This window comes from Curtobacterium sp. JUb34 (genome assembly GCF_003755065.1).
Taxonomy (GTDB): Bacteria; Actinomycetota; Actinomycetes; order Actinomycetales; family Microbacteriaceae; genus Curtobacterium.
Map to the genome: position 1 here is coordinate 627,728 of NZ_RJVH01000001.1, position 24,642 is coordinate 652,369.

General features: G+C 72.2%; 26 protein-coding genes. 8 read left to right on the plus strand and 18 right to left on the minus strand.

The window, feature by feature from the left end; genetic code table 11:
• Positions 1–14: 14 nt before the first annotated feature.
• Positions 15–3,587 (minus strand): bifunctional proline dehydrogenase/L-glutamate gamma-semialdehyde dehydrogenase, encoded by a 3,573-nt coding sequence (locus tag EDF63_RS02980; RefSeq protein ID WP_123311067.1) that lies wholly within the window; start codon positions 3,585–3,587, stop codon positions 15–17.
• A 79-nt stretch (positions 3,588–3,666) separates the two neighbouring features.
• Positions 3,667–3,927, minus strand: coding sequence for a DUF4190 domain-containing protein (locus EDF63_RS02985; RefSeq protein ID WP_185021264.1), 261 nt, complete (start codon positions 3,925–3,927; stop codon positions 3,667–3,669).
• A 152-nt stretch (positions 3,928–4,079) separates the two neighbouring features.
• Between EDF63_RS02985 and EDF63_RS02990 the strand changes: the two genes are divergently transcribed.
• Positions 4,080–4,556, plus strand: a complete 477-nt coding sequence (locus EDF63_RS02990) for a MarR family winged helix-turn-helix transcriptional regulator (protein ID WP_123311071.1) — start codon at positions 4,080–4,082, stop codon at positions 4,554–4,556.
• Positions 4,557–4,722: 166 nt separating this feature from the next.
• Here the strand turns inward: EDF63_RS02990 and EDF63_RS02995 are convergent, their stop codons facing one another.
• The 3 genes from EDF63_RS02995 to EDF63_RS03005 are packed head-to-tail and all read right to left on the minus strand — an operon-like array spanning position 4,723 to position 6,628.
• A complete protein-coding gene (locus EDF63_RS02995) occupies positions 4,723–5,430 on the minus strand; it encodes a zf-HC2 domain-containing protein (RefSeq protein ID WP_123311074.1) in 708 nt (235 codons plus the stop codon).
• Entirely contained in the window at positions 5,427–5,942 is a 516-nt protein-coding gene (locus EDF63_RS03000; protein WP_123311076.1) for a sigma-70 family RNA polymerase sigma factor, read from the minus strand. The genes EDF63_RS02995 and EDF63_RS03000 overlap by 4 nt, the downstream gene beginning before the upstream one ends.
• Positions 5,939–6,628 (minus strand): YceI family protein, encoded by a 690-nt coding sequence (locus EDF63_RS03005; RefSeq protein WP_123311078.1) that lies wholly within the window; start codon positions 6,626–6,628, stop codon positions 5,939–5,941. Before EDF63_RS03005 ends, EDF63_RS03000 begins: the two co-directional genes overlap by 4 nt.
• Before the next feature lie 119 nt (positions 6,629–6,747).
• Here EDF63_RS03005 and EDF63_RS03010 point away from each other — a divergent pair, with 119 nt between their 5' ends.
• Complete coding sequence (locus tag EDF63_RS03010) at positions 6,748–7,761, plus strand: TerC family protein (RefSeq protein ID WP_123311080.1); 1,014 nt, start codon at positions 6,748–6,750, stop codon at positions 7,759–7,761.
• A 71-nt stretch (positions 7,762–7,832) separates the two neighbouring features.
• Positions 7,833–8,690, plus strand: coding sequence for an NAD-dependent epimerase/dehydratase family protein (locus EDF63_RS03015; protein WP_123311082.1), 858 nt, complete (start codon positions 7,833–7,835; stop codon positions 8,688–8,690).
• Positions 8,691–8,711: 21 nt separating this feature from the next.
• On the opposite strand, the gene EDF63_RS03020 is transcribed toward EDF63_RS03015, so the two are convergent.
• Entirely contained in the window at positions 8,712–9,698 is a 987-nt protein-coding gene (locus EDF63_RS03020) for a DNA-3-methyladenine glycosylase family protein (RefSeq protein ID WP_395871500.1), read from the minus strand.
• 94 nt (positions 9,699–9,792) lie between these two features.
• Here EDF63_RS03020 and EDF63_RS03025 point away from each other — a divergent pair, with 94 nt between their 5' ends.
• The 5 genes from EDF63_RS03025 (at position 9,793) to EDF63_RS03045 (ending at position 14,265) form a co-directional block, all read left to right on the plus strand.
• Positions 9,793–10,821 carry a 6-phosphofructokinase gene (locus tag EDF63_RS03025; protein WP_123311084.1) on the plus strand — a complete coding sequence of 343 codons (1,029 nt, stop codon included), beginning with the start codon at positions 9,793–9,795 and terminating at the stop codon, positions 10,819–10,821.
• Positions 10,822–10,966: 145 nt separating this feature from the next.
• On the plus strand, positions 10,967–11,944 hold the full coding sequence (locus tag EDF63_RS03030; RefSeq protein ID WP_123311086.1) for an MDR family oxidoreductase: 978 nt from the start codon (positions 10,967–10,969) through the stop codon (positions 11,942–11,944).
• An 85-nt stretch (positions 11,945–12,029) separates the two neighbouring features.
• On the plus strand, positions 12,030–12,698 hold the full coding sequence (locus EDF63_RS03035; protein WP_111083777.1) for a GntR family transcriptional regulator: 669 nt from the start codon (positions 12,030–12,032) through the stop codon (positions 12,696–12,698).
• 17 nt (positions 12,699–12,715) lie between these two features.
• The gene (locus EDF63_RS03040; protein ID WP_123311088.1) at positions 12,716–13,501 is read left to right on the plus strand and encodes an ABC transporter ATP-binding protein; all 786 of its coding nucleotides are present in this window, start codon (positions 12,716–12,718) and stop codon (positions 13,499–13,501) included.
• 173 nt (positions 13,502–13,674) lie between these two features.
• Positions 13,675–14,265, plus strand: coding sequence for a hypothetical protein (locus EDF63_RS03045; RefSeq protein WP_123311090.1), 591 nt, complete (start codon positions 13,675–13,677; stop codon positions 14,263–14,265).
• Between the two features lie 225 nt (positions 14,266–14,490).
• Here EDF63_RS03045 and EDF63_RS03050 read toward each other — a convergent pair whose 3' ends face one another.
• The 12 genes from EDF63_RS03050 to hemE all read right to left on the minus strand — a co-directional run bounded on the left by EDF63_RS03050 (position 14,491) and on the right by hemE (position 24,632).
• Positions 14,491–14,955, minus strand: coding sequence for a DIP1984 family protein (locus EDF63_RS03050; protein ID WP_123311092.1), 465 nt, complete (start codon positions 14,953–14,955; stop codon positions 14,491–14,493).
• An 8-nt stretch (positions 14,956–14,963) separates the two neighbouring features.
• On the minus strand, positions 14,964–16,289 hold the full coding sequence (gene hemL, locus EDF63_RS03055) for a glutamate-1-semialdehyde 2,1-aminomutase (RefSeq protein ID WP_123311094.1): 1,326 nt from the start codon (positions 16,287–16,289) through the stop codon (positions 14,964–14,966).
• Positions 16,286–17,341 (minus strand): porphobilinogen synthase, encoded by a 1,056-nt coding sequence (gene hemB / locus EDF63_RS03060; RefSeq protein WP_260232956.1) that lies wholly within the window; start codon positions 17,339–17,341, stop codon positions 16,286–16,288. The genes hemL and hemB overlap by 4 nt, the downstream gene beginning before the upstream one ends.
• Positions 17,338–18,201 carry a uroporphyrinogen-III synthase gene (locus EDF63_RS03065; protein WP_123311098.1) on the minus strand — a complete coding sequence of 288 codons (864 nt, stop codon included), beginning with the start codon at positions 18,199–18,201 and terminating at the stop codon, positions 17,338–17,340. The genes hemB and EDF63_RS03065 overlap by 4 nt, the downstream gene beginning before the upstream one ends.
• Entirely contained in the window at positions 18,090–19,049 is a 960-nt protein-coding gene (gene hemC, locus EDF63_RS03070; protein ID WP_123311100.1) for a hydroxymethylbilane synthase, read from the minus strand. Before hemC ends, EDF63_RS03065 begins: the two co-directional genes overlap by 112 nt.
• Complete coding sequence (locus tag EDF63_RS03075; protein ID WP_185021265.1) at positions 19,046–20,281, minus strand: ferrochelatase; 1,236 nt, start codon at positions 20,279–20,281, stop codon at positions 19,046–19,048. The genes hemC and EDF63_RS03075 overlap by 4 nt, the downstream gene beginning before the upstream one ends.
• Positions 20,278–21,021 carry a hydrogen peroxide-dependent heme synthase gene (gene hemQ / locus EDF63_RS03080; RefSeq protein WP_185021266.1) on the minus strand — a complete coding sequence of 248 codons (744 nt, stop codon included), beginning with the start codon at positions 21,019–21,021 and terminating at the stop codon, positions 20,278–20,280. Before hemQ ends, EDF63_RS03075 begins: the two co-directional genes overlap by 4 nt.
• Positions 21,022–21,088: 67 nt before the next feature.
• Positions 21,089–21,319: a DUF3618 domain-containing protein gene (locus tag EDF63_RS03085; protein WP_111083767.1), complete on the minus strand. Its 231-nt coding sequence runs from the start codon at positions 21,317–21,319 to the stop codon at positions 21,089–21,091.
• A gap of 32 nt (positions 21,320–21,351) precedes the next feature.
• Complete coding sequence (locus EDF63_RS03090) at positions 21,352–21,810, minus strand: phage holin family protein (RefSeq protein WP_123311102.1); 459 nt, start codon at positions 21,808–21,810, stop codon at positions 21,352–21,354.
• Positions 21,807–22,061 carry a hypothetical protein gene (locus EDF63_RS03095; RefSeq protein WP_017887727.1) on the minus strand — a complete coding sequence of 85 codons (255 nt, stop codon included), beginning with the start codon at positions 22,059–22,061 and terminating at the stop codon, positions 21,807–21,809. Before EDF63_RS03095 ends, EDF63_RS03090 begins: the two co-directional genes overlap by 4 nt.
• A 100-nt stretch (positions 22,062–22,161) precedes the next feature.
• A complete protein-coding gene (locus tag EDF63_RS03100) occupies positions 22,162–23,502 on the minus strand; it encodes an NAD(P)/FAD-dependent oxidoreductase (protein WP_123311104.1) in 1,341 nt (446 codons plus the stop codon).
• The gene (hemE, locus tag EDF63_RS03105; protein ID WP_123311107.1) at positions 23,499–24,632 is read right to left on the minus strand and encodes a uroporphyrinogen decarboxylase; all 1,134 of its coding nucleotides are present in this window, start codon (positions 24,630–24,632) and stop codon (positions 23,499–23,501) included. Before hemE ends, EDF63_RS03100 begins: the two co-directional genes overlap by 4 nt.
• Positions 24,633–24,642 lie beyond the last annotated feature (10 nt).

The following is a 24,642-nucleotide window of genomic DNA, read 5'->3' on the forward strand; positions in this document are numbered from 1 at the left end:
CCGAGCCGGGGACGTCAGACGCGCAGGTCGGCGAAGTCCGCGTCGACGTCGCCGAACCGGTGGGCGGTGATCGAGACCGACTGCTCACGGATGAACGGGAGCATCTCGATCAACCCGGCCTCGACCACCGGGGCGTCGTGGATCGCGACGTCGATGCTCGCCCCGAGGGCTTCCTCGAGTGCCAGGGCGTCGCCGCCGATCAGCCGGATGCGCGCCCCGGGACCACCGAACGCCGTGTGCACGGGCCGGTCCTGGCCCTGCGCGAGCATGTCCCCGAGCGCGTCGACGGGCTCGTCGTCCTCGCCGCTCGTCCAGTTCGCCTGGAACACGGCACCGGACGACGCCCGGGCGTGGAAGTCCTGGTCGGACTCGACCAGGTGGTCGACGACGTCCAGCGGCGACCGGCTCGAGGCGAACAGCTGGGTGAGCGGGCCGGGCAACGGACGGGCGGTGCTGAGCAGGACGTGGGCGCGGGCAGCCGTGGCGGCGACGAGCGATCGCACCAGGTCACCCGCCGAGGCGTCCTCGGCCTGCCGCACGATGACGGACTGCGGGCGGTGGCGCAGCACGTTGCGCTGCACCACGAGCCCCGACAGGTCGTGCGAGCCGCCGTAGAGCTCTTCGCGCGCCCGGACGTCGCTGAGCGCACCGGCGCGCACCTGGTCGAACTCCTCGAACGACAGTCCGCTGCGCGCGGCCTCGATGACCGCGGTCACGCGTGGCGGCAGCCCGTGCAGCTGGATGCTCTTGTGCACGGTGCGCGGGACCGGCTCCCACCGCCCGAGCGTCGCGACGTACATCGGACCGCCCGCCTTCGTGCCGGTGCCCACCGACGACCGCTTCCAGCCGCCGAACGGCTGCCGGCCGACGACCGCGCCGGTGATGCCGCGGTTCACGAACAGGTTGCCGGCGCGCACGCTGGCGAGCCAGTCCGCGACCTCGTCGGCGTCGAGCGAGTGGATGCCCGCCGTCAGGCCGTAGTCGGTGCCGTTCTGGATCGCGATGGCCTGCTCGAGCGTCTCGGCGCGCATGATGCCGAGCACCGGACCGAAGTACTCGGTCTGGTGGAAGTCGCTGCCCGGGCGGACGCCGTCGCGGATGCCGGGCGACCAGAGCCGCCCGGAGTCGTCGAGGGCCGTCGGCTGCACGAGCCAGGACTCCCCCGGCCCGAGCTCGGTCAGACCCTGCCGCAGCTTGCCCTCCGGCTCCGCGATGACCGGGCCGACCTGGGCGGTGGGGTCGTCGGGCCAGGCGACCCGGAGGGTGCGCGTGGCGTCGACGAGCTGCCGACGGAAGCGCTCGCTCTCGCCGACCGTGCCGACCAGGACCACCAGGGACGCCGCCGAGCACTTCTGGCCGGCGTGCCCGAAGGCGGACTGCACGATGTCCTGCACCGCGAGGTCGATGTCGGCGCTCGGTGTGACGACGATCGCGTTCTTGCCGCTCGTCTCGGCGCTGAGCGGCAGTCCGGCGCGCCACCAACGGAACGACCGCGCGGTGTCGGCCGAACCGGTCAGGATGATGCGGTCCACGGCGGGGTGCCCGACGAGGTCTCGGCCGAGTTCGTCCTCGGCCAGGTCGACGAGCTGCAGCAAGGAGTGCGGCACACCGGCGTCCCAGAGCACGTCGGCCAGCAGCGCACCGCTCCGCTTCGCCTCGGGTGCCGGCTTGAGGACGACACCGCTGCCCGCGGCGAGCGCCGCCAGCACCCCGCCGGCGGGGATCGCGACGGGGAAGTTCCACGGCGGGACGACGACGGTCAAGCGCGGTGGGACGTAGCGGGCGCCCTCGATGTCGCCGAGGCGACGGGCTCGTTCGGCGTAGTAGTGGGCGGCATCCACGGCCTCGGTGACCTCGGTGTCGGCCTCGGAGAACGTCTTGCCGGTCTCCGCCGCCATCACCTCGATCAGGTCGGCGCGGCGGGTCTCGAGTTCGTGCCCGATCAGGTCGAGGAGCTCGGCGCGGTCGGAGGGGTCCTGCCGCCCCCAGTTCACGCCGGCCTGGGCGGTGCGGGCCATGATCCGTTCGAGCTTGGAGCGGTCGGCGACCTTGGCCCCGCGGATCGTCTGCGCGCCGAGCTGCGAGCGTGGCACCCGGCGGAGGACGTCGAGCGCCCACGCGCGGTTGGCGGGGACGGAGGGATCGGTGTCCGGGGCGTTCCGGAACGCGTCGCGCAGCACGGGTTCGCCGAGCGCCCGGTGGCGGTCCTGGGTGCGGTGCGTCGCTGGTACCGACTCGTCGATGGCCGCGACCGAGGCCAGGTACCGGCCGTGTTCACGGTCGAACACGCTGGCGTCGTGGTCGATGTCGGACGCTGCGGCGATGAAGTTCTCGGGACTCGCGCTCTCCTGCAGCCGCCGGGCCAGGTACGCGATGGCGGAGTCGAACTCGTCCGGCTGCACCACGGGTGTGTAGAGCAGGATCTGGCCGACGTCGGCGCGGACGGCGTCGGCGTGCGTGGACGCCATGCCGAGCAGCATCTCGACGTCGATCGCGTCGGTCACCCCGCGGCGCTGGGCGAGCACCCATGCGGTCGCCAGGTCGAACAGGTTGTGCCCGGCGACACCGATCCGGACGGCGTCGGTGCGCTCCGGGGTCAGCGCGGCGTCGAGCATGCGCAGGTAGGCGCTGTCGGTCTCGCGCTTGCTGCCCCAGGTGGCGAGCGGCCAGTCGTGCACGATCGCGTCGACGTGCTCCATCGCCAGGTTCGCGCCCTTGACGAGCCGCACCTTGATCGGAGCGCCGCCCCGGGCCCGGCGCTCCTGCGCCCAGGCCGTCAGGGACTCGAGCGCTCCCGCGGCGTCGGGCAGGTAGGCCTGCAGCACGATGCCGGCCTGCAGCCCCGCGAACTCGTCGCGGTCGAGCAGGGTCCGGAACACCGCGAGGGTGACGTCGAGGTCGCGGTACTCCTCCATGTCCAGGTTGATGAACTTCGCCTGGCCGCCGGACGCCAGCGGGGCTGCCGCCAACCGGTACAGCGGCACGAGTCGGTCGACGACCCGCTCGACCGTCTGGTCGAACGCCCACATCGACATCTGGGGCACGACCGAGCTGACCTTGATCGACACGTAGTCGACGTCGTCGCGGGCGAGCAGGTCCATCGTCCCCTGCAGCCGGCGGTCGCTCTCGGCGCTGCCGAGCACGGCTTCACCGAGCAGGTTCACGTTGAGTCGGGTGCCCGGTCCGCCGACCTTCGCGAGCGCCGGACCGAGCTTCGCCGTGCTCGCATCGATGACCAGGTGACCCGTCATCCGGCGCAGGATCCGGCGAGCGGTCGGGATGACCGCCCACGGCGCCATCGTCGCGAACCCACCGCCGAGCGTCACCGCACCGCGCAGGTACCAGGCGAGGAAGTCGGGGACGTCGCGGCTGACCTGCTCGAGGTTGCGGGCGGCGACCCGGGGGTCCTCGGGGCGGATGACCTTGTCGACGAAGCTGCGCGTGAAGTCGAGGCCACGCTCGTCCCGCAGGGCTTCGGCGAGCCGAGCGGCACCGGCATCCGGCTTCGCCCCGGCGGACGCCGCCAGCCACCGGCGGACCAGCGCAACGGCATCGTCGGTGCAGTCCTGGAGGCGGGCGCTCGGCATGCTCCGATCGTATGCCGCACCTCCGACCTCACCTTGGAGCGCGCCGCACGTCGGCCAGGAGTCATCCGGACGGATGAAGTCAGCCGAAGACCCGGATCAGTTCCGGCAGCATGAGCAGCACCGGCAACACCGAGAAGACGGAGATGACCGCGCCCGCGACGATTCCCGTGATCGCGAGACCGCGTCCGGCCTCACCCGTCCGCCGCAGCTGCGGCAGCGCGATGAGCCCCACGACGACCCCGCCGATGGGGACCGCGAAACCCAGCACCAGCGCGATGATCGCCAGGGTGTTCGTCGGGCGGATGGGTGCCGTCGGCGGCGGCGCGGAGGGGTTCGTCATGCGGGTTCCTGTCTCGTCGGGCCGAGCGCTGCACGGCCCGGTCATCGTACGGGCGGGCCGGATCGGTCCGCAGCGCCCCGTTCGGGTCATCCGGACGGACGAAACCCGCGGCGACGGGGTCGGTCGGCCCCCACCGTGGATACGCTGAAGGAATGTCGACGCAGGGCAAGGACGGCCACGACTGGGCGACGTGGGACGCCTACCACGACGTCTGGCGACGCCTCGACCGAGCGCTCGACCAGGCCGTCCAGGCGGGTGCCGGCATCTCCATCCCCGAGTTCGAGATCCTGATCGGCCTGCACCGGGAGCCGGACCACCGGCTGCGCGTCCGCGACATCGCCGCCGGCATCGGCTGGGAGAAGTCGCGCGTCAGCCACCAGGTCACGCGCATGGTCTCCCGTGGCCTGGTCAGCCGCGCCGACTGCCCGACCGACGGCCGCGGCAGCTGGGTGGAGATGACCCCCGACGGCCGTCGCGCGGTCCTCGCCGGCATCCGTGCGCACACCGGTGCGTTGGAAGACCTGTTCTGGAGGCCCGTGGGGACCGACGCGGACACGCTCCGGTCCGTCAGTGCGCGCGTCCAGGACGCGATCGGCCCCGACGTGTCGGACGACGCCGTCTCCGGCTGACTGCCCGCGCGCGTCCGCCGAGGACTCACCCGGGCGCTTCCGCCGAGGTTCCACGACTCGCCGCCCGTGGAACGCCGAGGTTCCACGAACCGCCGTGAGTCGCGCCCAGATGCCGAGATTTCGGAACCTCGGGGCGGAGGGCGGAGCGCGGGACGGACGGGGTCGGTCAGAGGTCGACGACGGCGAGGGCGCCCTGTTCGCCGCGGAGCCGCACCTGCACGCTCGCGATGTCGTCGCGCGGGATGTCCGTCGACGCCGACAGCCCCTTCGCGTCCTCGCCGGCGGCCGTCCACGAGCCGACGATCTGCGTGGAGCCGTCGGACCGCACCACGACCAGGTCGTACATGACCGAGCCGTCCGCCGCCCACTCCTTGCCGCCGTACGAGCAGCCCCAGTCGAAGCGGGTGCCCCACTGTTCGCCGCTGACGGCCAGGTCGACGTCGAGTCCCTGGGCGCCGGTCATGTCGTACCGGTCCGCGGTCGCCGATGCCGAGACGTCGCGTCCGGCCTGCACCGTGCCGCGGTCCCCTGCCGTGCCGACGGCGAGCCCGCCGAGCACGGCGGCGACCACCGCGAGCCCCGCGGTGGCGGCGACCCAGACCCGGCGACGGCGGCGCCGGTGTCGAACGCGGTGCGCGACGGAGGCGAGGGTGCTCTCGGAACCGGTGTCGGGCCTCCCGTCCGGTTCCGCGATCTCGATCGCCTGGTCGGCCGGCAGCTTGGCGAGCAGACCGGGCAGGCCGACCAGCTCGGCGACGGCGGCCGTGCAGCGGTCGCACGTCTCCAGGTGCCGCTCGTACTCGAGCCGCTCGTCCGGGGACAGGGACCCGAGCACGTACGCCGCATCCCATTCTGCGTAGCGGTCGTCGCTCATCGGGTCACTCCTCGTTCCTGCAGTGCGAGCCGCAGGGCTCGCAGCCCGTAGTGCAACCGCGACTTCGCGGTGCCCTCGGGGATGTCGTGTCGTCGTGCGATCTCCGGCACCGTGTGGCCGAGCCAGTAGGCGTCCACCACCACGCGACGGTGGTCCGGCGAGAGCGACGCGAGCGCGTCGGCCACGACGATGCGGTCGAGGACGGCGTCGGTGCGGTCCGACTCGGCGCGGTCGACCGGGTGTTCCGTGCCGAGCTCTCGGCGGTTCCGGGCGGACCGGGCATCGTCGACGACGAGGTTGCGCGCCACGGTGAACAACCAGGCGCGTGCACTGTCCGGCGCGCGTTCCAGCACCGCCGGTCGCTGCCAGGCGCGGACCATGGTCTCCTGCACGACGTCCTCGACCGCCGAGCCGTCCCGCGTCAGGTGCCGGACGTACCGGGTGAGCGCGTCACCGTGCTCGCGGTACAGCGTCGCGAGCAGCTCGTCGGCGGAACGGCTCGTCACGGTCACTTCTGCAGGTCGAGGGAGAACTCGACGGAGCCCTTCCCGTCCACGGTGACGAAGCCGAGCGAGGGGGCCTTCACGCCGTAGTCGGCGAACGTGATCGGCACCGAACCGGCGACCTGCACGGTTCCGCCCTCGCCGACGGCGACCTGCGCGTCGGCGGTGACGGCCTTCGTGACGCCGTGCAGGTCCATCGTGCCGGTCAGGGTGACGTCCTGCTTGCTGCCGTCGAGCGCCTTCGAGACGTCGACGGGCTTCGTGAGGGTGAACGTCGCCGTCGGGAACCGGTCCGTCTCGAGGGCGGTGTCCCGGAAGTAGGCGTCGCGCGCGGATTCGGGGGTGGAGATCTTCGCGACCTGGACCGTGACGGTCGCCTTCGCGAGGGAGCCGCCGTCGACCTCGGCGGTGCCCTCGACGTCCTTCGTGCGTCCGACCACGTTCACATCATTCCCCTGCAGGACCTCGTGCACCCGGTAGCCGGCGTACGAACCACTCTGGCTGGTCCAGGTGCCATCGGCGTCCGCCGCGTCCAGGCTGGCGGACGACGTCGCCTGCAACGAGGGGGCCGCAGCGGCCTGCCCGTTGACGGTGTTCGCGTAGATGGACGGGCCGGCGATGACGGCGGCGGCCGCGATGACCACGACGCCGGTGGAGATGCCGATGATGACCTTGGTGCGTGTGCGGAGTCCCATACCCCGTCAACGAGGTTGCCCGGTGGATCGTTCACCGGCAGGAACGATCCGGCTCACGGATGCGTTCGGATCTGTCAGGCTGTTCATCCACCGTCCCACCTGCAGCCAGGAAGGCCGCAATGCCCGAACTCCCCGTCGTGTTCGAAGTCGGCTCGCTGATCGCAATCGTCGCGATCCTGCTCGCCGACCTGCTCATCGTCGCGCGCCGCCCGCACGTGCCGACCCTGCGGGAGTCAGCGACGTGGGTGGGCGTCTACGTGGGGCTGGCGCTGGTCTTCGCGGTCCTGATGCTCGTGTTCGCCGGCGGCGACTCGGCTGGCGAGTTCCTGGCGGGCTGGCTCACCGAGTACAGCCTGAGCATCGACAACCTGTTCGTCTTCGTCATCATCATGGCGCGGTTCTCGGTGCCGAAGAAGATCCAGCAAGAGGTGCTGATGCTCGGCATCATCATCGCGCTCGTGCTGCGTGGCATCTTCATCCTCGTCGGCGCCCAGCTCATCGAGAACTTCTCGTGGATCTTCTACATCTTCGGCGCCTGGCTGATCTGGACCGCGATCCAGCAGCTCCGCGGTGAAGACGACGGCGACGACCAGAAGGACAGCTTCATCGTCCGGCTGCTCCGCCGACGGGTCCGCCTCACCGACACGTTCGACGGCATGAAGTTCCGCACCACGCACGACGGCGTCCGGCACTTCACGCCGCTGCTCATCGTGCTGATCGCCATCGGCACCACCGACCTGCTGTTCGCGCTCGACTCGATCCCGGCGATCTTCGGCATCACCGAGAGCCCGTTCATCGTGTTCACCGCGAACGTCTTCGCCCTGATGGGCCTGCGGCAGCTGTACTTCCTGCTCGGCGGCCTGCTCGAGCGACTCGTCTACCTCAAGTACGGCATCGCGGTGATCCTCGCGTTCATCGGCGTGAAGCTCGTCCTGCACGCGCTGCACGACAACGAGCTGCCCTTCCTGAACGGTGGCGAGCACATCGAGTGGGCGCCGGAGATCAACACCTGGGTCTCCCTGATCGTGATCATCGCCGCGATGGCGCTGTCGACCCTGGCCAGCGTCGTGCGGATGCGTCACGACGGCGTGGAGGCGAAGGACGACGAACCCGCGCGCACGACCTCGGACTGACGGAAGGTGCGCTGAGCGCCAGCAGGCCGGGCGCTGGAGCGTCGACCAGGTGTCCGTGCCAAGGTCGACGGGTGCACAACAACGACACCGTCGTGATCGCCGGCTGCGGCGACCTCGGAACCGAGGCCGGCCTGCGGTTCGCCGAACAGGGACACCACGTGGTCGGCCTCCGCCGCCGCGCCGAACTGGTCCCGGCGCCGATCACCGGCCGGAGCGTCGACCTGCGGCACGAGGTCCCCGAGATCCCCGCGGACACGAGCGTCGTCGTCGTGGCCTTCGCCGCCGGCAGCCGCGACGTCGACGAGTACCGCGCCACCTACGTCGACGGCCTGCGGAACGTGCTCGACGGCATCAACGCCTCGGATGCCGACCCACGACTGCTCGTGGTGTCGTCGACCGCGGTGTACGACGTCGACGACGGCAGCGTGGTCACCGAGGACACCCCGGCGCACGGTGGGACCCCGACCGCTCAGGTGCTGGTCGAGGCCGAGGCGCTGCTGCGCGAACGCGCTCCCGGAGCCGTGCTCGTCCGCCTGTCCGGGGTCTACGGGCCGGGCCGCGAGCGGCTGATCGACCAGGTCCGCTCCGGTTCCGCCCGCCTGGCTCCCGGTGCCTCACCGCACACGAACCGGATCCACCGCGATGACGCCGCCGCGGCGCTCGTGCACCTGGCAGCCGTGCCGGACCCGGCGCCGACCTACCTGGGCACCGACGACGAACCGAGCCGGCTGGACGACGTGCTGCGGTTCCTGGCCGGCGAACTCGGCGTTCCCGAGCCCGTCACCGGCGACGGCGGTGCCCGGCAGTCCGGTGGTGACAAGCGCTTGTCGAACGCGTTGCTGCGGTCCACCGGCTGGACTCCGCAGTACCCGACGTTCCGCGAGGGCTACCGCGCCGTGCTGGCCGGCGAGGGCACCCGCCACCCCTGACGCCCCGCGGGAAACCGGTGTTCAGTGCCCGCGGTGGTCCTGGATCGTGAGCCGCGGACCGAACGCCGGCTTCCGGAACCCCGAGCCGCCGATCAGCCGGACGACCCGCTCCCGGTGCCCCCGCCACGGCTCGAGCAGCTCGAGCATCCCGTCGTCGTCGACCGGTCCCCCGGTCAGCGCCCACCCGACCAGCGCGGGGACGTGGAAGTCCCCGACGCTCGGCGAGTCCGGGTCGCCGTGGGAGCGCTGCGCGGTCTCGGCAGCCGTCCACTTCCCGATGCCCGGGATCGACTGCAGCCGCGCGGACACGACCGAGCCGCCGCGGCCGAGCGTCAGCGTCCGCTCGAGCGCCGGGGCCACACGCACAGCGCGCATCACCGTCGCCGAGCGTCCGGGCTCGATGCCGGCCTTGTGCCACTCCCAGCTCGGGATCCGCGCCCACTCGTCGGCCGTCGGCGGCACGATGAGACCGTCGGGTGCCGGCCCGGGTGCCGCGGTGCCGTACCGGCGGAGCAGGTACCGCCATGCGCCCCACGCCTGCCGCGAGGTCACCTTCTGCTCCATGATCGCCGGCACGAGCATCGCGACGACGGTGTTCGTGCGCAGCAATCGGAGTCCGGGCTGCTTGTGCCGGGCGGCTGCGAGGAACGCGTGCCCGGAGACGTCGAACCCGTCCCAGTCGTCGCCGCGGCCGAGCAGCTCCGGCGCGTGCTCGACCGCCCACGCAGCACCGTCACCCCACGCCGAGACCGCGATGGTGCCGCCGGCCTGCCGGATCGCCACGGAAGCCGGGCCGGTGGGCGTCCGCAGCGCGAGCCACACGACCGATCCGACCACCTTGTAGGCGGGGTCGCCGGAGCCGCGCTGCAGGGGCCGCAGGGTCGACGTGACGTCCACCGGGCCTCCCGGTCGGTACACCGTGTCGACGCGAGACGCATCGACGGACGCACCAGGAGCACCCGACGCGTCGCCGGACGCACCGGCGGACGACGAGGCGGAGTCGAGCAGGGTCACACCGGGATGGTAATGCGCAACCACCGTCAGTCATGATGGTCGCAGTCCCCCACGACCCCCACCCGCACCACCCGACGACGGAGTTCCCATGCGCATCGGCATCCTCACCTCCGGAGGCGACTGCCCCGGCCTGAACGCGGTCATCCGCGCGATCGTCCTCAAGGGCATCGCGATCCACGGCCACGAGTTCGTCGGGTTCCGGGACGGCTGGCGCGGCGTCGTCGACGGCGACATCGTCCCGCTCGGCCGCAAGGACATCCAGGGCATCGCCAAGCAGGGCGGCACGATCCTCGGCACCAGCCGCACGAACCCCTTCGAAGGACCGAACGGTGGGGTCGAGAACATCGAGCGCATGCTGGAGCGCCACGGCATCGACGCCATCGTCGCGATCGGCGGCGAGGGCACGCTCGCGGCGGCGAAGCGCCTCACCGACGCGGGCCTGAAGATCGTCGGCGTGCCGAAGACGGTCGACAACGACCTGGGCGCCACCGACTACACCTTCGGGTTCGACACCGCCGTCGCGATCGCGACCGAGGCGATGGACCGTCTGCGCACCACGGGCGAGTCGCACTCCCGCTGCATGGTCGCCGAGGTCATGGGCCGACACGTCGGCTGGATCGCCCTGCACTCCGGCATGGCCGCGGGCGCGCACGCGATCCTCATCCCGGAGCAGAAGACGAGCATGGAGCAGATCGCGAAGTGGGTGCGCGCCGCCTACGACCGCGGGCGTGCGCCGCTCGTCGTGGTGGCCGAGGGCTTCGTCCCCGACCACGAGGACAACGCGCACACCGAGCGCGGGCTCGACGCCTTCGGCCGTCCGCGGCTCGGTGGTATCGGCGAGCGCCTCGCGCCGCTCATCGAGGAGATGACGGGCATCGAGACGCGCGCCACGACGCTCGGGCACATCCAGCGCGGCGGCACGCCGACCGCGTACGACCGGGTGCTGTCGACGCGGCTCGGTCTGGCGGCCATCGACTCGGTGGTCGAGGAGCGTTGGGGCCGGATGGTCGCCCTCAAGGGCACGGACATCGTGCACGTCTCGTTCGACGAGGCGCTCGGCGAGCTCAAGACCGTGCCGCAGGCCCGGTTCGACGAGGCCGCCATCATGTTCGGCTAGCGCGGGGGCGTTTCGGGCGTACCTGGTTGTTTCGGGCGTACCTGGTCGTTTCTTTCGACTCGGTACGCCCGGTTCCGCCAGGGATCGCTCGCGTTCTGGGAAAGAACGGACCGCTGGCCGGGAGGCCCGGGGTAACGTCCGGCGCATGACCCGCGCCGTAGTCGTGTCCAGTTCCGCCCCGCCCACCGTCGCCGACGTCGACCTGCCCGATCCGACCGAGGGCGAAGCCCTCGTCGATGTGACGTACTCGAGCGTCAACTACAAGGACGGCCTCGCGCTCGCCCGGAACCCGGGTGTCGCCCGGGTCGACCCGCTCGTGCCGGGCATCGACGTCGTCGGGACCGTGTCCGCTCTCGGTCCGGGGGTGCACGACGTGGCGATCGGCGACCGCATCGTGCTGAACGGCGCCGGACTCGGCGAGACCCGGCACGGTGGCTGGGCCCAGCACGCGGTGGTGCCGTCCGGTTCCCTCGTGGTGCTGCCGGACACGATCGAGGACTCGTTCGCGGCGGCGATCGGCACGGCGGGGTTCACGGCGATGCTCAGCGTCCTCGCGCTCGAACGGTTCGTCGCGCCCGATGCCGGGCCGGTGCTCGTGACCGGCGCGTCCGGCGGGGTGGGGACGGTGGCGATCGCCCTGCTCGCCGCCCGGGGCCACCGGGTGACCGCGTCGACCGGTCGGAGCGCCAACGAGGCCTCGCTCCGCCGACTCGGCGCGACGGAGGTCGTGGACAGGAGTGCGCTGTCCGAGCCCGGCAAGCCGATGCAGCGTGCGACGTGGGCCGGCGCCGTGGACAGCGTCGGCGGGGCCACCCTGGCGAACGTGCTGGCCGGCACCCGGTGGGGCGGTGCCGTCACGGCGTGCGGGCTCGCCCAGGACTCCGCGCTGCCCACGACGGTGCTGCCGTTCATCCTGCGGGCGGTGTCGCTGCTCGGCATCAACTCGGTGGACGCCCCGCTGGAGCTCCGGCGTCGGGCGTGGGAGCGCTTGGCGACCGACCTCGACCCCGCGCTGCTGGCGGGCGTGACCCGGACGATCACACCGGAGCAGGCCATCGCGGTCGGCGCGGACGTGGTCGCCGGGCGCGTGCACGGTCGGACGGTGGTCGACCTCCGGCGCTGAAATACTCCTGTACCACAATTTTACAAGCGCTTGCAAATTGACACGTTAGGATTCCAGTACCGAGTCCGATGCACGAGGAGATGACATGCCGGTCCCGAAGTCCACGGTCGAGAACTCACCCCGCAAGCTGCTCCGCGACGTCGTGTACGAGAAGATGCTGGCAGCCCTCCGCGACGGCACGCTCCAGCACGGCGAACGCCTGAACGACGACGAGCTGGTCCAGTGGCTCGGAGTCAGTCGCACCCCCATTCGCGAGGCGATCGCGAAGCTCGTCGACATCGGCCTCGTCGAGATGGAGGCGAACCGGTACACCCGCGTCGCCACCCCCACATTCGACGACTGGGTGACCGCGACCCGTGCCACGGCCGGGTTCTTCGAGCTCAGCCTGCGCTGGGGCGTCCCCGAGTACGACGACGCGGACGTCGCGGCGATGCAGAAGCTGCTCGACCGTGCCGACGGACTCCGCAAGGTCCGCGACCTCGGCTTCAGCGGCGCCGTGACCGACATCATCGAGTTCGCCATCGCCCACTCCGGCAACCCCCTCGTGCAGGTCGCCGCCGAAGGTGCGCTCGAGCGCGTCCGCTTCACGCTCAACCCCACCCCGGCGTTCGAGCAGTACGGTTCCGAGGCGTTCTTCTCGATCCTCGGCGAGGCACTCGACGAGCGCGACGGCGAGACGGCCGCCGAGGCCGGACGTGCGCTGACGCGGAACTTCGAGCAGCACATCGAGTCGGTCCGCTCCGCACGCAGCTGACGGGCCAGGATGGACGGGTGACCGACGTCCTGATCAACGCCACCGGTGTCCGCGTGACCCGGTCCGGGCGCGACCTGCTGCACGACGTCGACCTGACGGTCCGGCGCGGTGAGCACTGGGCGCTCCTCGGGCCGAACGGCGCCGGAAAGTCCACGCTGCTCGCGGTCCTCGGCGCGACGGGCCACCCCACCGCCGGCACGGTCGAGGTGCTCGGTCGACGCCTGGGTCGGGTCGACGTCCGGGAGCTCCGCGAGCACATCGGGCACGTCGACCCTCGGCACCGGATGCTCTCGCCACTCACCGTGCTCGAGACCGTGCTGACCGGGCTGACCGGCACGACCGACCTCATGGTGCGGTGGGAGCCCACGGCGGCCCAGGTCGAGGCGGCCGAGCAGCACGTCGCCGACGTCGGGCTCACCGCACGGCGGGACGCCCGGTGGCCCGTGCTGTCCCAGGGCGAGCGGGGCCGCACCCTCATCGCGCGCGCACTGATGTCGGAGCCGCAGTTGCTGCTGCTCGACGAGCCGGCGACCGGCCTCGACGTCGCAGCGCGCGAGCACCTGCTCGAGACCGTCGACGCACTGCGGCACCGGCACCCCGAGCTCGGCAGCGTCATGGTCACGCACCACCTCGAGGACCTGCCGGCGTCGACCTCGCACGCGATGCTGCTCCGCGACGGCGCCGTGGTCGCGCGGGGCACCGCGGACGAGGTCATCACGTCGTCGGCGGTGTCGCACGCCTTCGACTTCCCGCTCGCGATCCTCCGGTCCGAGGGGCGCTGGGCAGCACGGCGTTCCGCCTGACGGCGCGGAGCCGGCGCGGACCCGGCGCGGAGCCGGCGCGGGGGACGGACAGCCGCGCTGCGCCGCTCCTGCCCGTGCTTGAATGGTCCCTCAGGTGTCTGCGGCCCGTGTCGGGGAGGGACCCGATGCCGGACGACGGTGTCAGGCCGCGCACTGCAACGAGGGGGAACACCATGACGACCACGCCGCCGCCCTACCCGGGGTCCGAACCGCAGCCGAACAGCGGCCAGCAGCCCGACCAGCAGCAACCCGGCCAGCAGCCCTGGGCGCAGCAGCAGCCCGGCCAGCAGCCGTACGCGCAGCCCGCGGCCGCCGGAGCGCCCTACGCGCCGCCGCCCAAGCAGTCCCGTGGCAAGCGTGTGCTCATCTCGCTGCTCGGCGTCGTCGTCGCCGTGGTCGTCGCGATCCTGGTCCGCCAGGCGCTGACCGCCGCGTTCAGTGACTCGACGGAGGAGAAGGTCTCGAAGGCCGTCGTGCAGATCCGCGAGCAGAGCGACCTGCCGAAGCAGGTCGACTCCGTGACGACGTGGACCGGTGTCGAGGCCGAGGGCAACGCCATCCACTACGACTACACGGTGTCGTCCAGCGTCGACCCGGCCTCGATCACCGAGAGCGCCATCCGCGATTCGGTCGGCCCGACGCTCTGCTCGAACAGCGACACCAAGGAACTCCTCGACGAGGACGTCGACATGCGGTACACCTACGCGTTCGACGGCTCCTTGAAGACACTCGACACGACGTTCACCAAGTCCGACTGCTCCTGAGCCGTCGAGGGTGGGGCGGTGCTGTCCCCTGTCCCGCCCTCGACGGTCCGGTCGGTACGCGGTTGTGCGTGGTGCGGTGTGCACCGTACCTGGTGCGCCGTACTGGGCTGCGATGTGCACGGCTCTCGCCATGGCGCTGCCCACTGCGCCGACAGGGACCGGGTTGCCCGCCGGTCATCGGGTCCGTACCCGCCCCGGTCCGTCTACCGACGCACCGCCCGCTGCTCAGTCGACCAGGGTGACCTCCCAGTTGGTGCGCTGGACGACGGCGTCGAGCTCCCGGATCTCCTTCGCCAGTGCGTCGGCCCGCGACCGGAGTTCGGCCGTCGGCAGCGCGGCGAACGTCCGCAGTTCGCTGCGGAGCTGGCGGTAGCCGCCGGTGGCGCCGGCCGTGGCGTCCGCCGCCCCGGTGACGAGCGCGTGCCGCAGCCGCAGGGCATCGCGGCGCGCGAGCAGCGCGGTCACGGTCTGCCCGGACGCGACCGTGGTGCTGGCGTTCGTCGCGTTGATGCGGGCGAGCAGGACCTCGAGCGCGTCGATCGACCGCTCCGCCTCGGCGAGGAGCTCGCGGGCGTCCTCGTCGGGTTCCTCGCCCTCTTGGTAGCGGGCGTTCGCGGCGATGCGGCCGCGCAGCTGTTCGATGCGCTTCTGCAGGTCGGCGCGCTCGATGAGGGCCTCGGCGAGTTGCATGTGGCCAGTCAACCAGCCGCCGCGGCCTTCGCCGCTGCGGGGAGTGCGTCGAGGATGCGTCCGACGGCCCGCTCGTCGTGGGCGGCCGTGACGAACCACGCCTCGAACACGCTCGGCGGCAGGGTCACCCCGGCGTCGAGCATCGCGTGGAAGAACGGCGCGTACCGGAACACGTCCTGCGCCCGCACGTCGTCGTAGTTCCGCGGCGCGGTGTCGGTGAAGGCGAACGAGAACAGGTTGCCGGCGCGCTGCACGGTGTGGGCGACGCCCTCCGCCGACAGGGCGTCCGACGTCGCCGCGGAGATGACCGAGGCCGTGCGGTTCAACGACTCGTACACGGACGGCGTCGCGGCGCGGAGCGTGGCGATGCCGGCGGCGACCGCGAGCGGGTTGCCGGACAGGGTGCCGGCTTGGTACACGGGGCCGAGCGGGGCGAGGAAGTCCATCACCTCGCGGCGACCACCGAGCGCGGCCAGGGGCATGCCACCGCCGATGACCTTGCCGAACGTGATCAGGTCGGGCTTCCACCCGGCACCGTCGGGGACGACCTTCGACGCCTCGAGGCCCCACCATCCGGCGGACCCGACGCGGAACCCGGTCAGGACCTCGTCGACGATGAGCAGCGCCCCGTGCGACTGCGTGATCTGCGCGAGCGCCCGGTTGAAGCCGCGTTCGGGGGCGAGCACGCCCATGTTCGCCGCGGCCGACTCGACGATCACGGCGGCGATGCGCTCGGAGTGCTCGTCGAAGGCACGGCGGACCGCGTCGAGGTCGTTGTAGGGCAGCACGAGCGTCTGCGCCGCGGTCTCGGCCGTGATGCCCGCGCTGCCCGGCATCGCCAGGGTGGCGACGCCCGAGCCGGCCTCGGCCAGCAGGGAGTCGGAGTGCCCGTGGTAGTGCCCGGCGAACTTCACGAGCAGGTCGCGGCCGGTGTAACCACGGGCCAACCGGATCGCCGTCATCGTGGCCTCGGTGCCGGTGGACACCATGCGGAGCTTCTCGATGGGGCCGTCGCCGTCGACCGACACCCGCTGCTTCACGAGCTCGGCCAGCTCGGTCTCGCCCGGGGTCGAGGCGCCGAACGACAGCCCGCGCGCGGCGGCCTGCTGCACGGCCTCGACGGTGCCCGGGTGCGCGTGGCCCAGGATCGCCGGCCCCCAGGACGCGACGAGGTCGACGTACTCGCGACCCTCGGCGTCGGTGACGTAGGCGCCCTTCGCCGACACCAGGAAGCGCGGGGTGCCACCGACCGAACCGTAGGCACGGACGGGCGAGTTCACGCCGCCGGGGATCGCGTTCTTCGCGCGGCCGAACAGCTGGTCGTTCGTGGTCATTCGGGGGCCTTCCCGGTCGAGGCGATGCCGGCGACTGCGGCGGTGGTACCGGAGGTCCGGAGGCCGGCCTCCTGGTTGAGCTTCCGCGCGATGTCGACGGCGAAGTAGGTCAGGATCGCGTCGGCGCCGGCCCGCTTGATGCCGACGAGCGACTCCATCGCTGCGGCGTCGCGGTCGATCCAGCCGTTCTGCGCGGCTGCCGTGATCATCGCGTACTCGCCGGAGATCTGGTAGGCCCACACCGGCACGGGCGAGGTGGCGGCCGTCTCGGCGAGCACGTCGAGGTAGCTCATCGCGGGCTTCACCATCACGACGTCGGCGCCCTCGTCGACGTCGAGCGCGACCTCCCGCAGGCCCTGACGACCGTTGGCGGCGTCGATCTGGTACGTCCGTCGGTCGCCGACGAGCGAGGACGACACGGCCTCGCGGAAGGGGCCGTAGAAGGCGGAGGCGTACTTGGCCGCGTACGCCAGCAGTGCGGTGCCGGTGTGGCCGGCGACGTCGAGCGCGTCGCGGGCGGCGGCGATCTGGCCGTCCATCATCCCGCTCAGGCACACCAGTTCGGCACCGGCCTCGGCCTGCGCGACCGCCATGTCGCGGTAGCGCAGCAGGGTCGCGTCGTTGTCGACGGAGCCGTCGGTCGCCAGGACGCCGCAGTGCCCGTGGTCGGTGAACTCGTCGAGGCACAGGTCGGACTGGACGACCAGGTCGTCACCGACCTCTTCCTTGGCCACGCGGATGGCGACGTTGAGGATGCCGTCGGGGTCCGTCGCGCCGGACCCGGTCGCGTCCTTCGTGGTGGGCACACCGAACAGGTTCACGCCGCCGATGCCCTGGCCCGCGGCCTCGACGAGTGCTCGCCGGAACGAGTCGAGCGAGTGCTGCTGGACGCCCGGCATGCTCGAGATGTCGACGGCGTCGGTCGCGCCCTCGCGGATGAACATCGGCAGCACGAGCTCGGCTGGGTGCAGCCGGGTCTCGGCGACGAGCCGTCGCATCGCGGGGGTGGCGCGGAGTCGACGGGGGCGGACCTGGGGGAAACGGCCGGTCACGGGTGGCCTTCCTGTTCGGGGACGGTGGGGTTCAGGGCTTCGACGACGGCGTCGAGCAGTGCTTCTGCGGACCGGGTGGGTCCGACGACGTGGACCGGCAGTCCGGCCGCGCGCGCGTCGGCGGCGGTTCCGGGGCCGATGCAGGCCACGAGGGTGCGGGGGTCGAGCGGGGTCATCCGGCGGGCGATCTCGCGGGCGACGCTGCCGCTCGTCACGAGCACCGCGTCGGGCACCGCGTCGAGGGTGATCGGCTCGTCGCCGGTCCCCACGGTACGGTACGCGACCACGTCGTCAACGTCGATGCCGCGGGCCCGCAGCCCGTCGACGAGCGTGGGCGCAGCGATCTCGGAGCGGGGGAAGAGCACGGTGCCGTCGGTGCCCGGCAGGGCCGCGACGAGCCCGGCGGCCGAGGCCTGGTCCGGCACGAGGTCGACGACCCAGCCCGCAGCACGCGCGGCACGGGCGGTCGGCTCGCCGACCGTCGCCACCCGCACCCCGGACGGGAGGCCCGCCACGCGTTCCGCGAGCACTGTGACGGCCGTCGCACTGGTCACCACGACCCACGCGTACCCGGCCACGCGCGCGACCGCACGGTCGAGCGGAGCGACGTCGAGCGGTGGCTCGGTCGTGATGAGGGGGACGACCCGCGGATCGAGCCCGCGCTGCCGAGCCGACGCCGCGACACGCTCGCCCCACGCGCCACCCCGGGGGATGACGACGACGGGAGCGGGCGTGTCCGTGGCGGGCTCTACTTCACCGAGTCGGCGAGGTCCGCCAGGTCGCCGGCACCGTTGTCGAGCAGCTCGGCGGCAACGCGGCCACCGACCTCGAGCGCCTCGGCCAGACGGTCCTGCGCGGATCCCTCGAGCACGGCCGCGTGCGACGCCGTGCGGTACTCGCTGCCGTCGGGGCTGTAGACGGTGGCGGAGACGAGGAGGAGCTCCGCGTCCACGACGGCGGTCGCACCGATCGGGGCGGAGCAGCCGGCCTCGAGCTTCGCCAGGACCTCGCGCTCGGCCGTCACCGTCAGGCGGGTCGGGGCGTGCTCGATCTTCCGCAGTGCGGCGAGCAGGTTCGTGTCGGCTTCGTCGGCACGGGTCTCGATCGCCAGCGCACCCTGACCCGGAGCACTCGGCCAGAAGCCGAGGTCGAGCAGTTCGGTGGCGGCCGACAGTCGGTCGATGCGGCCGAGCCCGGCTGCCGCGAGCACGACGGCGTCGAGGTCGTCGTCCACGCGACCCAGGCGGGTGTCGATGTTGCCGCGGATGTCGATGACGTCCAGGTCGGGGCGCTTGGCCTTGAGCTGTGCGACACGACGCGGGGAGCCCGTGCCGACCTTCGCGCCCTCGGGCAGGCTCTCGACCGTGGCGCCGTTGCGGGCGACGAGGACGTCACGGGCGTCCGCGCGCTTCGGCACGGCGGCGATCGTCAGGCCCGGGTACGGCGCCGTCGGCAGGTCCTTGAGCGAGTGCACGAGGACGTCGACCTCGCCGGCGACCAGGGCCTCGCGCAGGGCGCTGGCGAAGACGCCGGTGCCCCCGAGCGACGCGAGCGAGGCGCGGTTCGTGTCGCCCTCGCTCGTGACGGTGACGAGCTCGACCGGCCGGCCGGCCGCCGCTGCCAGGCGGTCGGCGACGTCCTGCGACTGCGCGACCGCGAGCCGACTGGCGCGGGTGCCGAGCCGGATCGGGGTCGGTCCGTCGGTCACGGCGCGACGCCGGCGGCGGCGGGCTTGAAGCCGGCGCGGACGTTCTCGCAGCAGCCCGGGCGGCAGACGTCGTACCAGGGGCCGATGTCGGTCAGGTGCGGACGCTCGCTGGTCGGGGTGCCGTTGACGCGCTCGAGGACCAGGTCGACCAGGCCGGACACGTAGGCCGGGTCGATGCCGGGGGTCTGCGTGCGGAGCGACCAGAAGCCGAGTTCTCCGGCGGTCTCGGTGGCTTCCTCGTCGAGGTCCCACATGACCTCCATGTGGTCGCTGACGAAGCCGAGCGGGACGATCAGCACGGCCCGCGTCGAGCCGCCCTTGAGGTCCTCGTTCATGTAGTCGTTGATGTCGGGCTCGAGCCACGGCTGCGTCGGGGGGCCGGAGCGCGACTGGTAGACGAGCTTCCACGCCGGCTTCGACGTGCCCTGCAGGTGTGCGTGCTCGGGCTGCTCGAGCAGCTCCGCCCACGCCTGGTCGAGGACGACCTGCGCCACGGCGAGGTGCTGCGCCTCGTAGGCACCGTGCTCGTCGAAGCCGCGGTAGTCCGGGCCGGACTTCGCGGCGTCGGTCGACGGGATCGAGTGGGTCGAGAACAGCACGTGCAGCTCGGTCGCGACGTCGAGCCCGTCGTTCTCGGCGATGGCTCGGGCCATGCCGTCACGGACACCGTCGACGAAGGGCCGGACGAAGCCGGGGTGGTCGAAGAACTGCCGGATCTTGTCGATCTCGATGGTGCCGAGCAGTCCGGTCTCGTCCAGGACGCGCGCGTAGTCCTCGCGGTACTGGCGGCAGCTGGAGAACGACGAGTAGGCGCTCGTCGCGATGGCGATGAGCTTGTTGTAGCCCCTGTCGGCTGCCTCGGTGAAGGCGCCTTCCAGGTAGGGCTCCCAGTTGCGGTTGCCCCAGAGCACGGGCATGTCGATGCCGCGCGACGCCAGCTCGGCCTCGAGCGCGGCCTTCAGCGCGCGGTTCTGCGCGTTGATCGGGCTCACGCCGCCGAAGTGCCGGTAGTGGTGGGCGACCTCTTCGAGCCGCTCGTCCGGGATGCCCCGGCCGCGGGTGACGTTGCGCAGGAACGGGATGACGTCGTCCTGGCCCTCGGGCCCACCGAAGCCGGCGAGCAGGATCGCGTCGTAGGCGGTCGGGACCTCGACGTGCTCCGGTCCGGACGCCGCCGCAGGGGTGGCGGCGAGGACGGGCTGGCCGTTCGTGATCATGCTGGTGTCGGTCATGACAGCACCTCCGGGAGTTCGGCGGTCGTCACGCGACGACCCGTGAAGAAGGGGACCTCTTCGCGCACGTGCAGGCGCGCCTCGGTGGCCCGCAGGTCGCGCATCAGGTCGACGAGGTCGACGAGCTCGGGACTCTCGAGCGGCAGGATCCACTCGTAGTCGCTCAGGGCGAAGGTCGCGATGGTGTTCGTGAGGACGCGGCGGTACTTCGCGCCGGCGATCCCGTGGTCGCGGAGCATCTTCGAGCGCTCGTCCTCGGGCAGCAGGTACCACTCGAAGGAGCGGACGAACGGGTACACCGTGATCCACGCCTCGGGGTCCTTGCCGCGCAGGAAGGCGGGGGTGTGCCGTTTGTTGAACTCGGCCTCGCGGTGCATCGCCATGACGTGCCAGACGGGCTCGGCGTCCTGGAAGAGCCCAGTGCGACGGATCTCGCGCAGCACCGCCTGGATGGCCTGCGCGTCGTCGCCGTGCAGCCAGATCATGACGTCGGCGTCGGCGCGGAACCCGGAGACGTCGTAGAGGCCCCGGGTCGTCACGCCACGCTCGGCGGCGGACGCGATCACGGCGTCCAGCTCGGCCACGGCGTCGTCACCGACTCGGTGGACGGGCCCGAGCGGACGGCGGAAGACGGCCCAGAGCGCGTAGGCCGTCATCAGGTTGGGATCGATCCCGGTCGCGGGGTCGGTCTCGTGCGGGGAATGCGCGGGCGCGGTGTTCGTGGGCGCGTCGGAGCTCATGGATCCTTGTCCTATCGGTTGCCAGGGTCGTGGCCGCCCCGCACCCGGTGGACCGCGCTCGGGCGGTCTACCGCCGTCGGAGCACCATCACGACGATACCCCCGACCACCGCTACTCCGGCTGCGAGCCCGGCCAGGTACGGGACCGGCTTCTCGTCGATCCCGCGCTTGACCTTCGACGCCGCGATGCCGATCTGCTTCGGGACGTTGAGCTTGTCCTCGATCGCGTCGAGGGTGTCGAACAGCTGGGCGCGGGTCGCGGCGACGCGGTCTGCGAGATCGTCGTGCGGATCGGTCACGGTTCCTCCGTCGGTGGTGCGGCTGTCGGGGCTCAGAACCGGCCGCCGACGTCCGGCTTGCGGCTGCCGTACTGGCTGGGCGGAGTGGGCTTCTTGCCCATCCCCTTCACCGCGTTGATGTCGTTCTTGACGCTGTCGATCGTGCGCTTCGGCGTGATCGGCAGGCCCTTCTTGAGGCGCTTCCACCCGATCCACCCGAGGATGGCGGCGATGATCAGCATCACCACGGCGATCACGATCGCTGCGAGCCAGGCCGGCATCACGGTCGCCAGGCCCATCACGGCGGCGGTCAGGAAGACGCCGATCGCGTAGAGCACGATGACGAGCGCACCGACCAGCAGCCCCGCGGCCAGTCCGAAGATCTTGGCCTTGGTGAGCATCTCGGCCTTGAGCAGGTCGATCTCGCCCTTGACCAGGCCCTTGACGAGCTTCGGGACGTCGCCCACCAGACCGAACAGCGAACGCGACTTGCGGTCGCGGGTGTCGGTCATGAGGTGGTGGTGTCCTTCTTCTGACCGACCTTGCGGACGGCCTTCTTCGTCGTCTCACCGATGAACTCGGCGACGTCCGGGGTCTTGTCGGCGATGAAGTCCTCAGCGACGTGCACGCCCTTCTGGACGCCGTTGCTGTTCCAGACCTTGCCGCTGACGGTCTTGATCTGCTCGTACCGCGCCCGTCCGGCTCGCGATCCCAGGACGTACCCGAGTGCGGCGCCGGCGACGAACAGGAGCTTTCCGCGCATGTGCGATTCCTCCGTTGGTTCAGTGTGCGGTGGTCATGCGCCGAACGGAATACGTCCGACGGTCTCACCAACAGTAGCCCCCGGGTGGTCTGGGGTCCGCTCAGGAACCCAGGATCTGTCCAGCGGCGGTCCGAGCGGCCCCGATGATGCCGGCCAGCCCCCGTCCGGTGGCCACCTCGCCGACGCCGACGACACCCGCTGCGAGACCGGCGGCGGTCAGGTCCGGGCCGTGCCAGCGGACGCGTGCGGCGCCCGCGACGTGCGTCGCCGTCAGGGGGACACCGAGCAGCGTGGCCGCGTCGTGCAGCGCCCGGGTGCCGACCGGTCCGTCCGGGTCGACCGGGAGGCTCGTGGCCGCGTCGTCGGGGCCCGTCGCGCCGTGCACGCTGGTCGCGTCTGCCGGCATCGCGTAGCTGAGGCGCAGCACGTGGCGCCCGGCGGCCGCCTCGGCGAGCCAGGGCCACTTCACCGTCGCGTGCGTCAGGGCCTTCGCCGCCACGGCGCGGGCATCGGGGTGCACGAGCATCCCGGTCCCGCGTGGAGCCGCGTCGAGCTCGGGTTGGTCGACGACGAGCGTGACGAGCTCGATGCCGGTGCGGTCCGGCGCCGCGGTGCGCTCGGGGTCGGGCACCGACGACAGGGTGTGCTGCGCGGGCAGGCGCTCGACCGTGCCGTCCGCGGAGACGACCTCGACCGCGTGTGCCTCGATCCGCGTCGCCCGGGTGTGCAGCCGGACGTCGACGCCGTAGGTCTCCGTGTCGGCGACGAGTTCGTCCACGAGCCGGACGATCCCGCCGCGGATCCCCTGCACCGGGGTGCCGGCGGCAGCGCGGGCCCGGAGCGCCAGGACCGCGCGGGCGAGCGAGCCCTCGCGGAGCAGCGCCGCGCGGAGACCGGGAGCCACCCGCTCCGGGTCGAGCTGGTCGGGGTGGGTGGAGTGCACCCCGCCGGCGATCGGGACGACCAGGTCGTCGAGGACCCGCTCCCCCATGCGCCGCCGGACGAGCTCGCCCAGGGACTCCGCCTTGGCGCCGACCGGTCCGGGCAGCAGCGAGTCCATCTGCGCGCGGAGCCCGCCCTTCTGCCCGACGACGGCGAGGACGTCGGCGGCCATCGGGGTGCTCGGGATGCCGAGGAGCCCGGTCGCGGGGATGGGCGACGTCCGACCGTCGCGGGTCATCAGCCAGGCGCCGCGCGGGTCCGGGGCGACGACGTCGTTGCCGAGGCCGAGTTCGATCGCCAGGCGGCCGACGGCGTCGGTGCGGGTCGCGAACGAGTCCGCCGCCATGTCGAGATCGAGACCGCCGACCGTGTGCCGGCGGATCATGCCGCCCAGCATCCCGGACGACTCGATCAGGACGACGTCCGCGCCGCCCTTCGCCAGGTCGCGGGCGGTGACGAGTCCGGCGATCCCGCCGCCGACCACCACGACGTCGGTCACGCTGCGGCTCCGGCTGTCCCGTCGGTGCCGTCCGTGCCGTCGCCCAGGGAGTGCACGAGCTCGACGACACGGGTCAGCACCGTCGGGTCGGTCTCCGGGGGCACCCCGTGGCCGAGGTTCACGACGTGGGCGCGGGCGGCGCCACCGCGGCGGACGACCTCGCGCACGTGGGCCTCGAGGACCTCCCACGGGGCCGAGAGCATCGCCGGGTCGATGTTGCCCTGCACGCTCACGCCGGTACCGACCCGGCGCACGGCCTCGTCGAGCGGGAGCCGCCAGTCGACCCCGACCGCGTCGACCCCGACCGTGTCGGTGCCCAGCGTGGTCATGTCGGCCAGGACCTCGCCGCTGCCGACGCCGAAGTGGATGCGCGGCACACCCAGGTCGGTCACGTGGGAGAGCGCCTGCGCCGAGTGCGGTGCGACGGACCGGACGTAGTCGGCGCGCGACAGGGAGCCGACCCACGAGTCGAAGAGCTGCGCGGCCGAGGCCCCGGCGAGCACCTGGGCCCGCAGGAACGCCCCCGACACCTCCGCCGCCCAGGCCAGCAGCCGCGACCAGGTCTCCGGCTCGGCGTGCATGAGGGTGCGGGCGCGGATGTGGTCCTTCGAGGGACCGCCCTCGACCAGGTACGCGGCGAGCGTGAAGGGCGCACCGGCGAACCCGATCAGCGGGGTGTCCCCGAGCTGCTCGACGGTGCGGGCGACCGCCTGCCGGATGGGTTCGAGGGCGGCCGGGTCGAGCGGCTCCAACGCGTCGACGTCCGCCGCGGTGCGGATCGGGGACCCGAGCACGGGGCCGCGTCCGGGGACGATCTCGACGTCCACGCCCGCGAGCTTGATCGGGACGACGATGTCGCTGAAGAAGATGCCGGCGTCGACTCCGTGCCGGCGGACGGGCTGCAGCGTGATCTCCGACGCCATCTCGGGGTCGAGGCACGCGTCGAGCATGGCCGTGCCCACCCGGAGCTCGCGGTACTCGGGCAACGACCGGCCGGCCTGCCGCATGAACCACACCGGCAGGGTCTCCGGACGGTCACCCCGCAGGGCCCGCACCAGGCGGGAACCACTCGTCCGCCCTGATGCCAGGGGGTGGGAGTCGGGGAGGGATGTGGTCGTCGCGTCGGTCACCGGATGATTG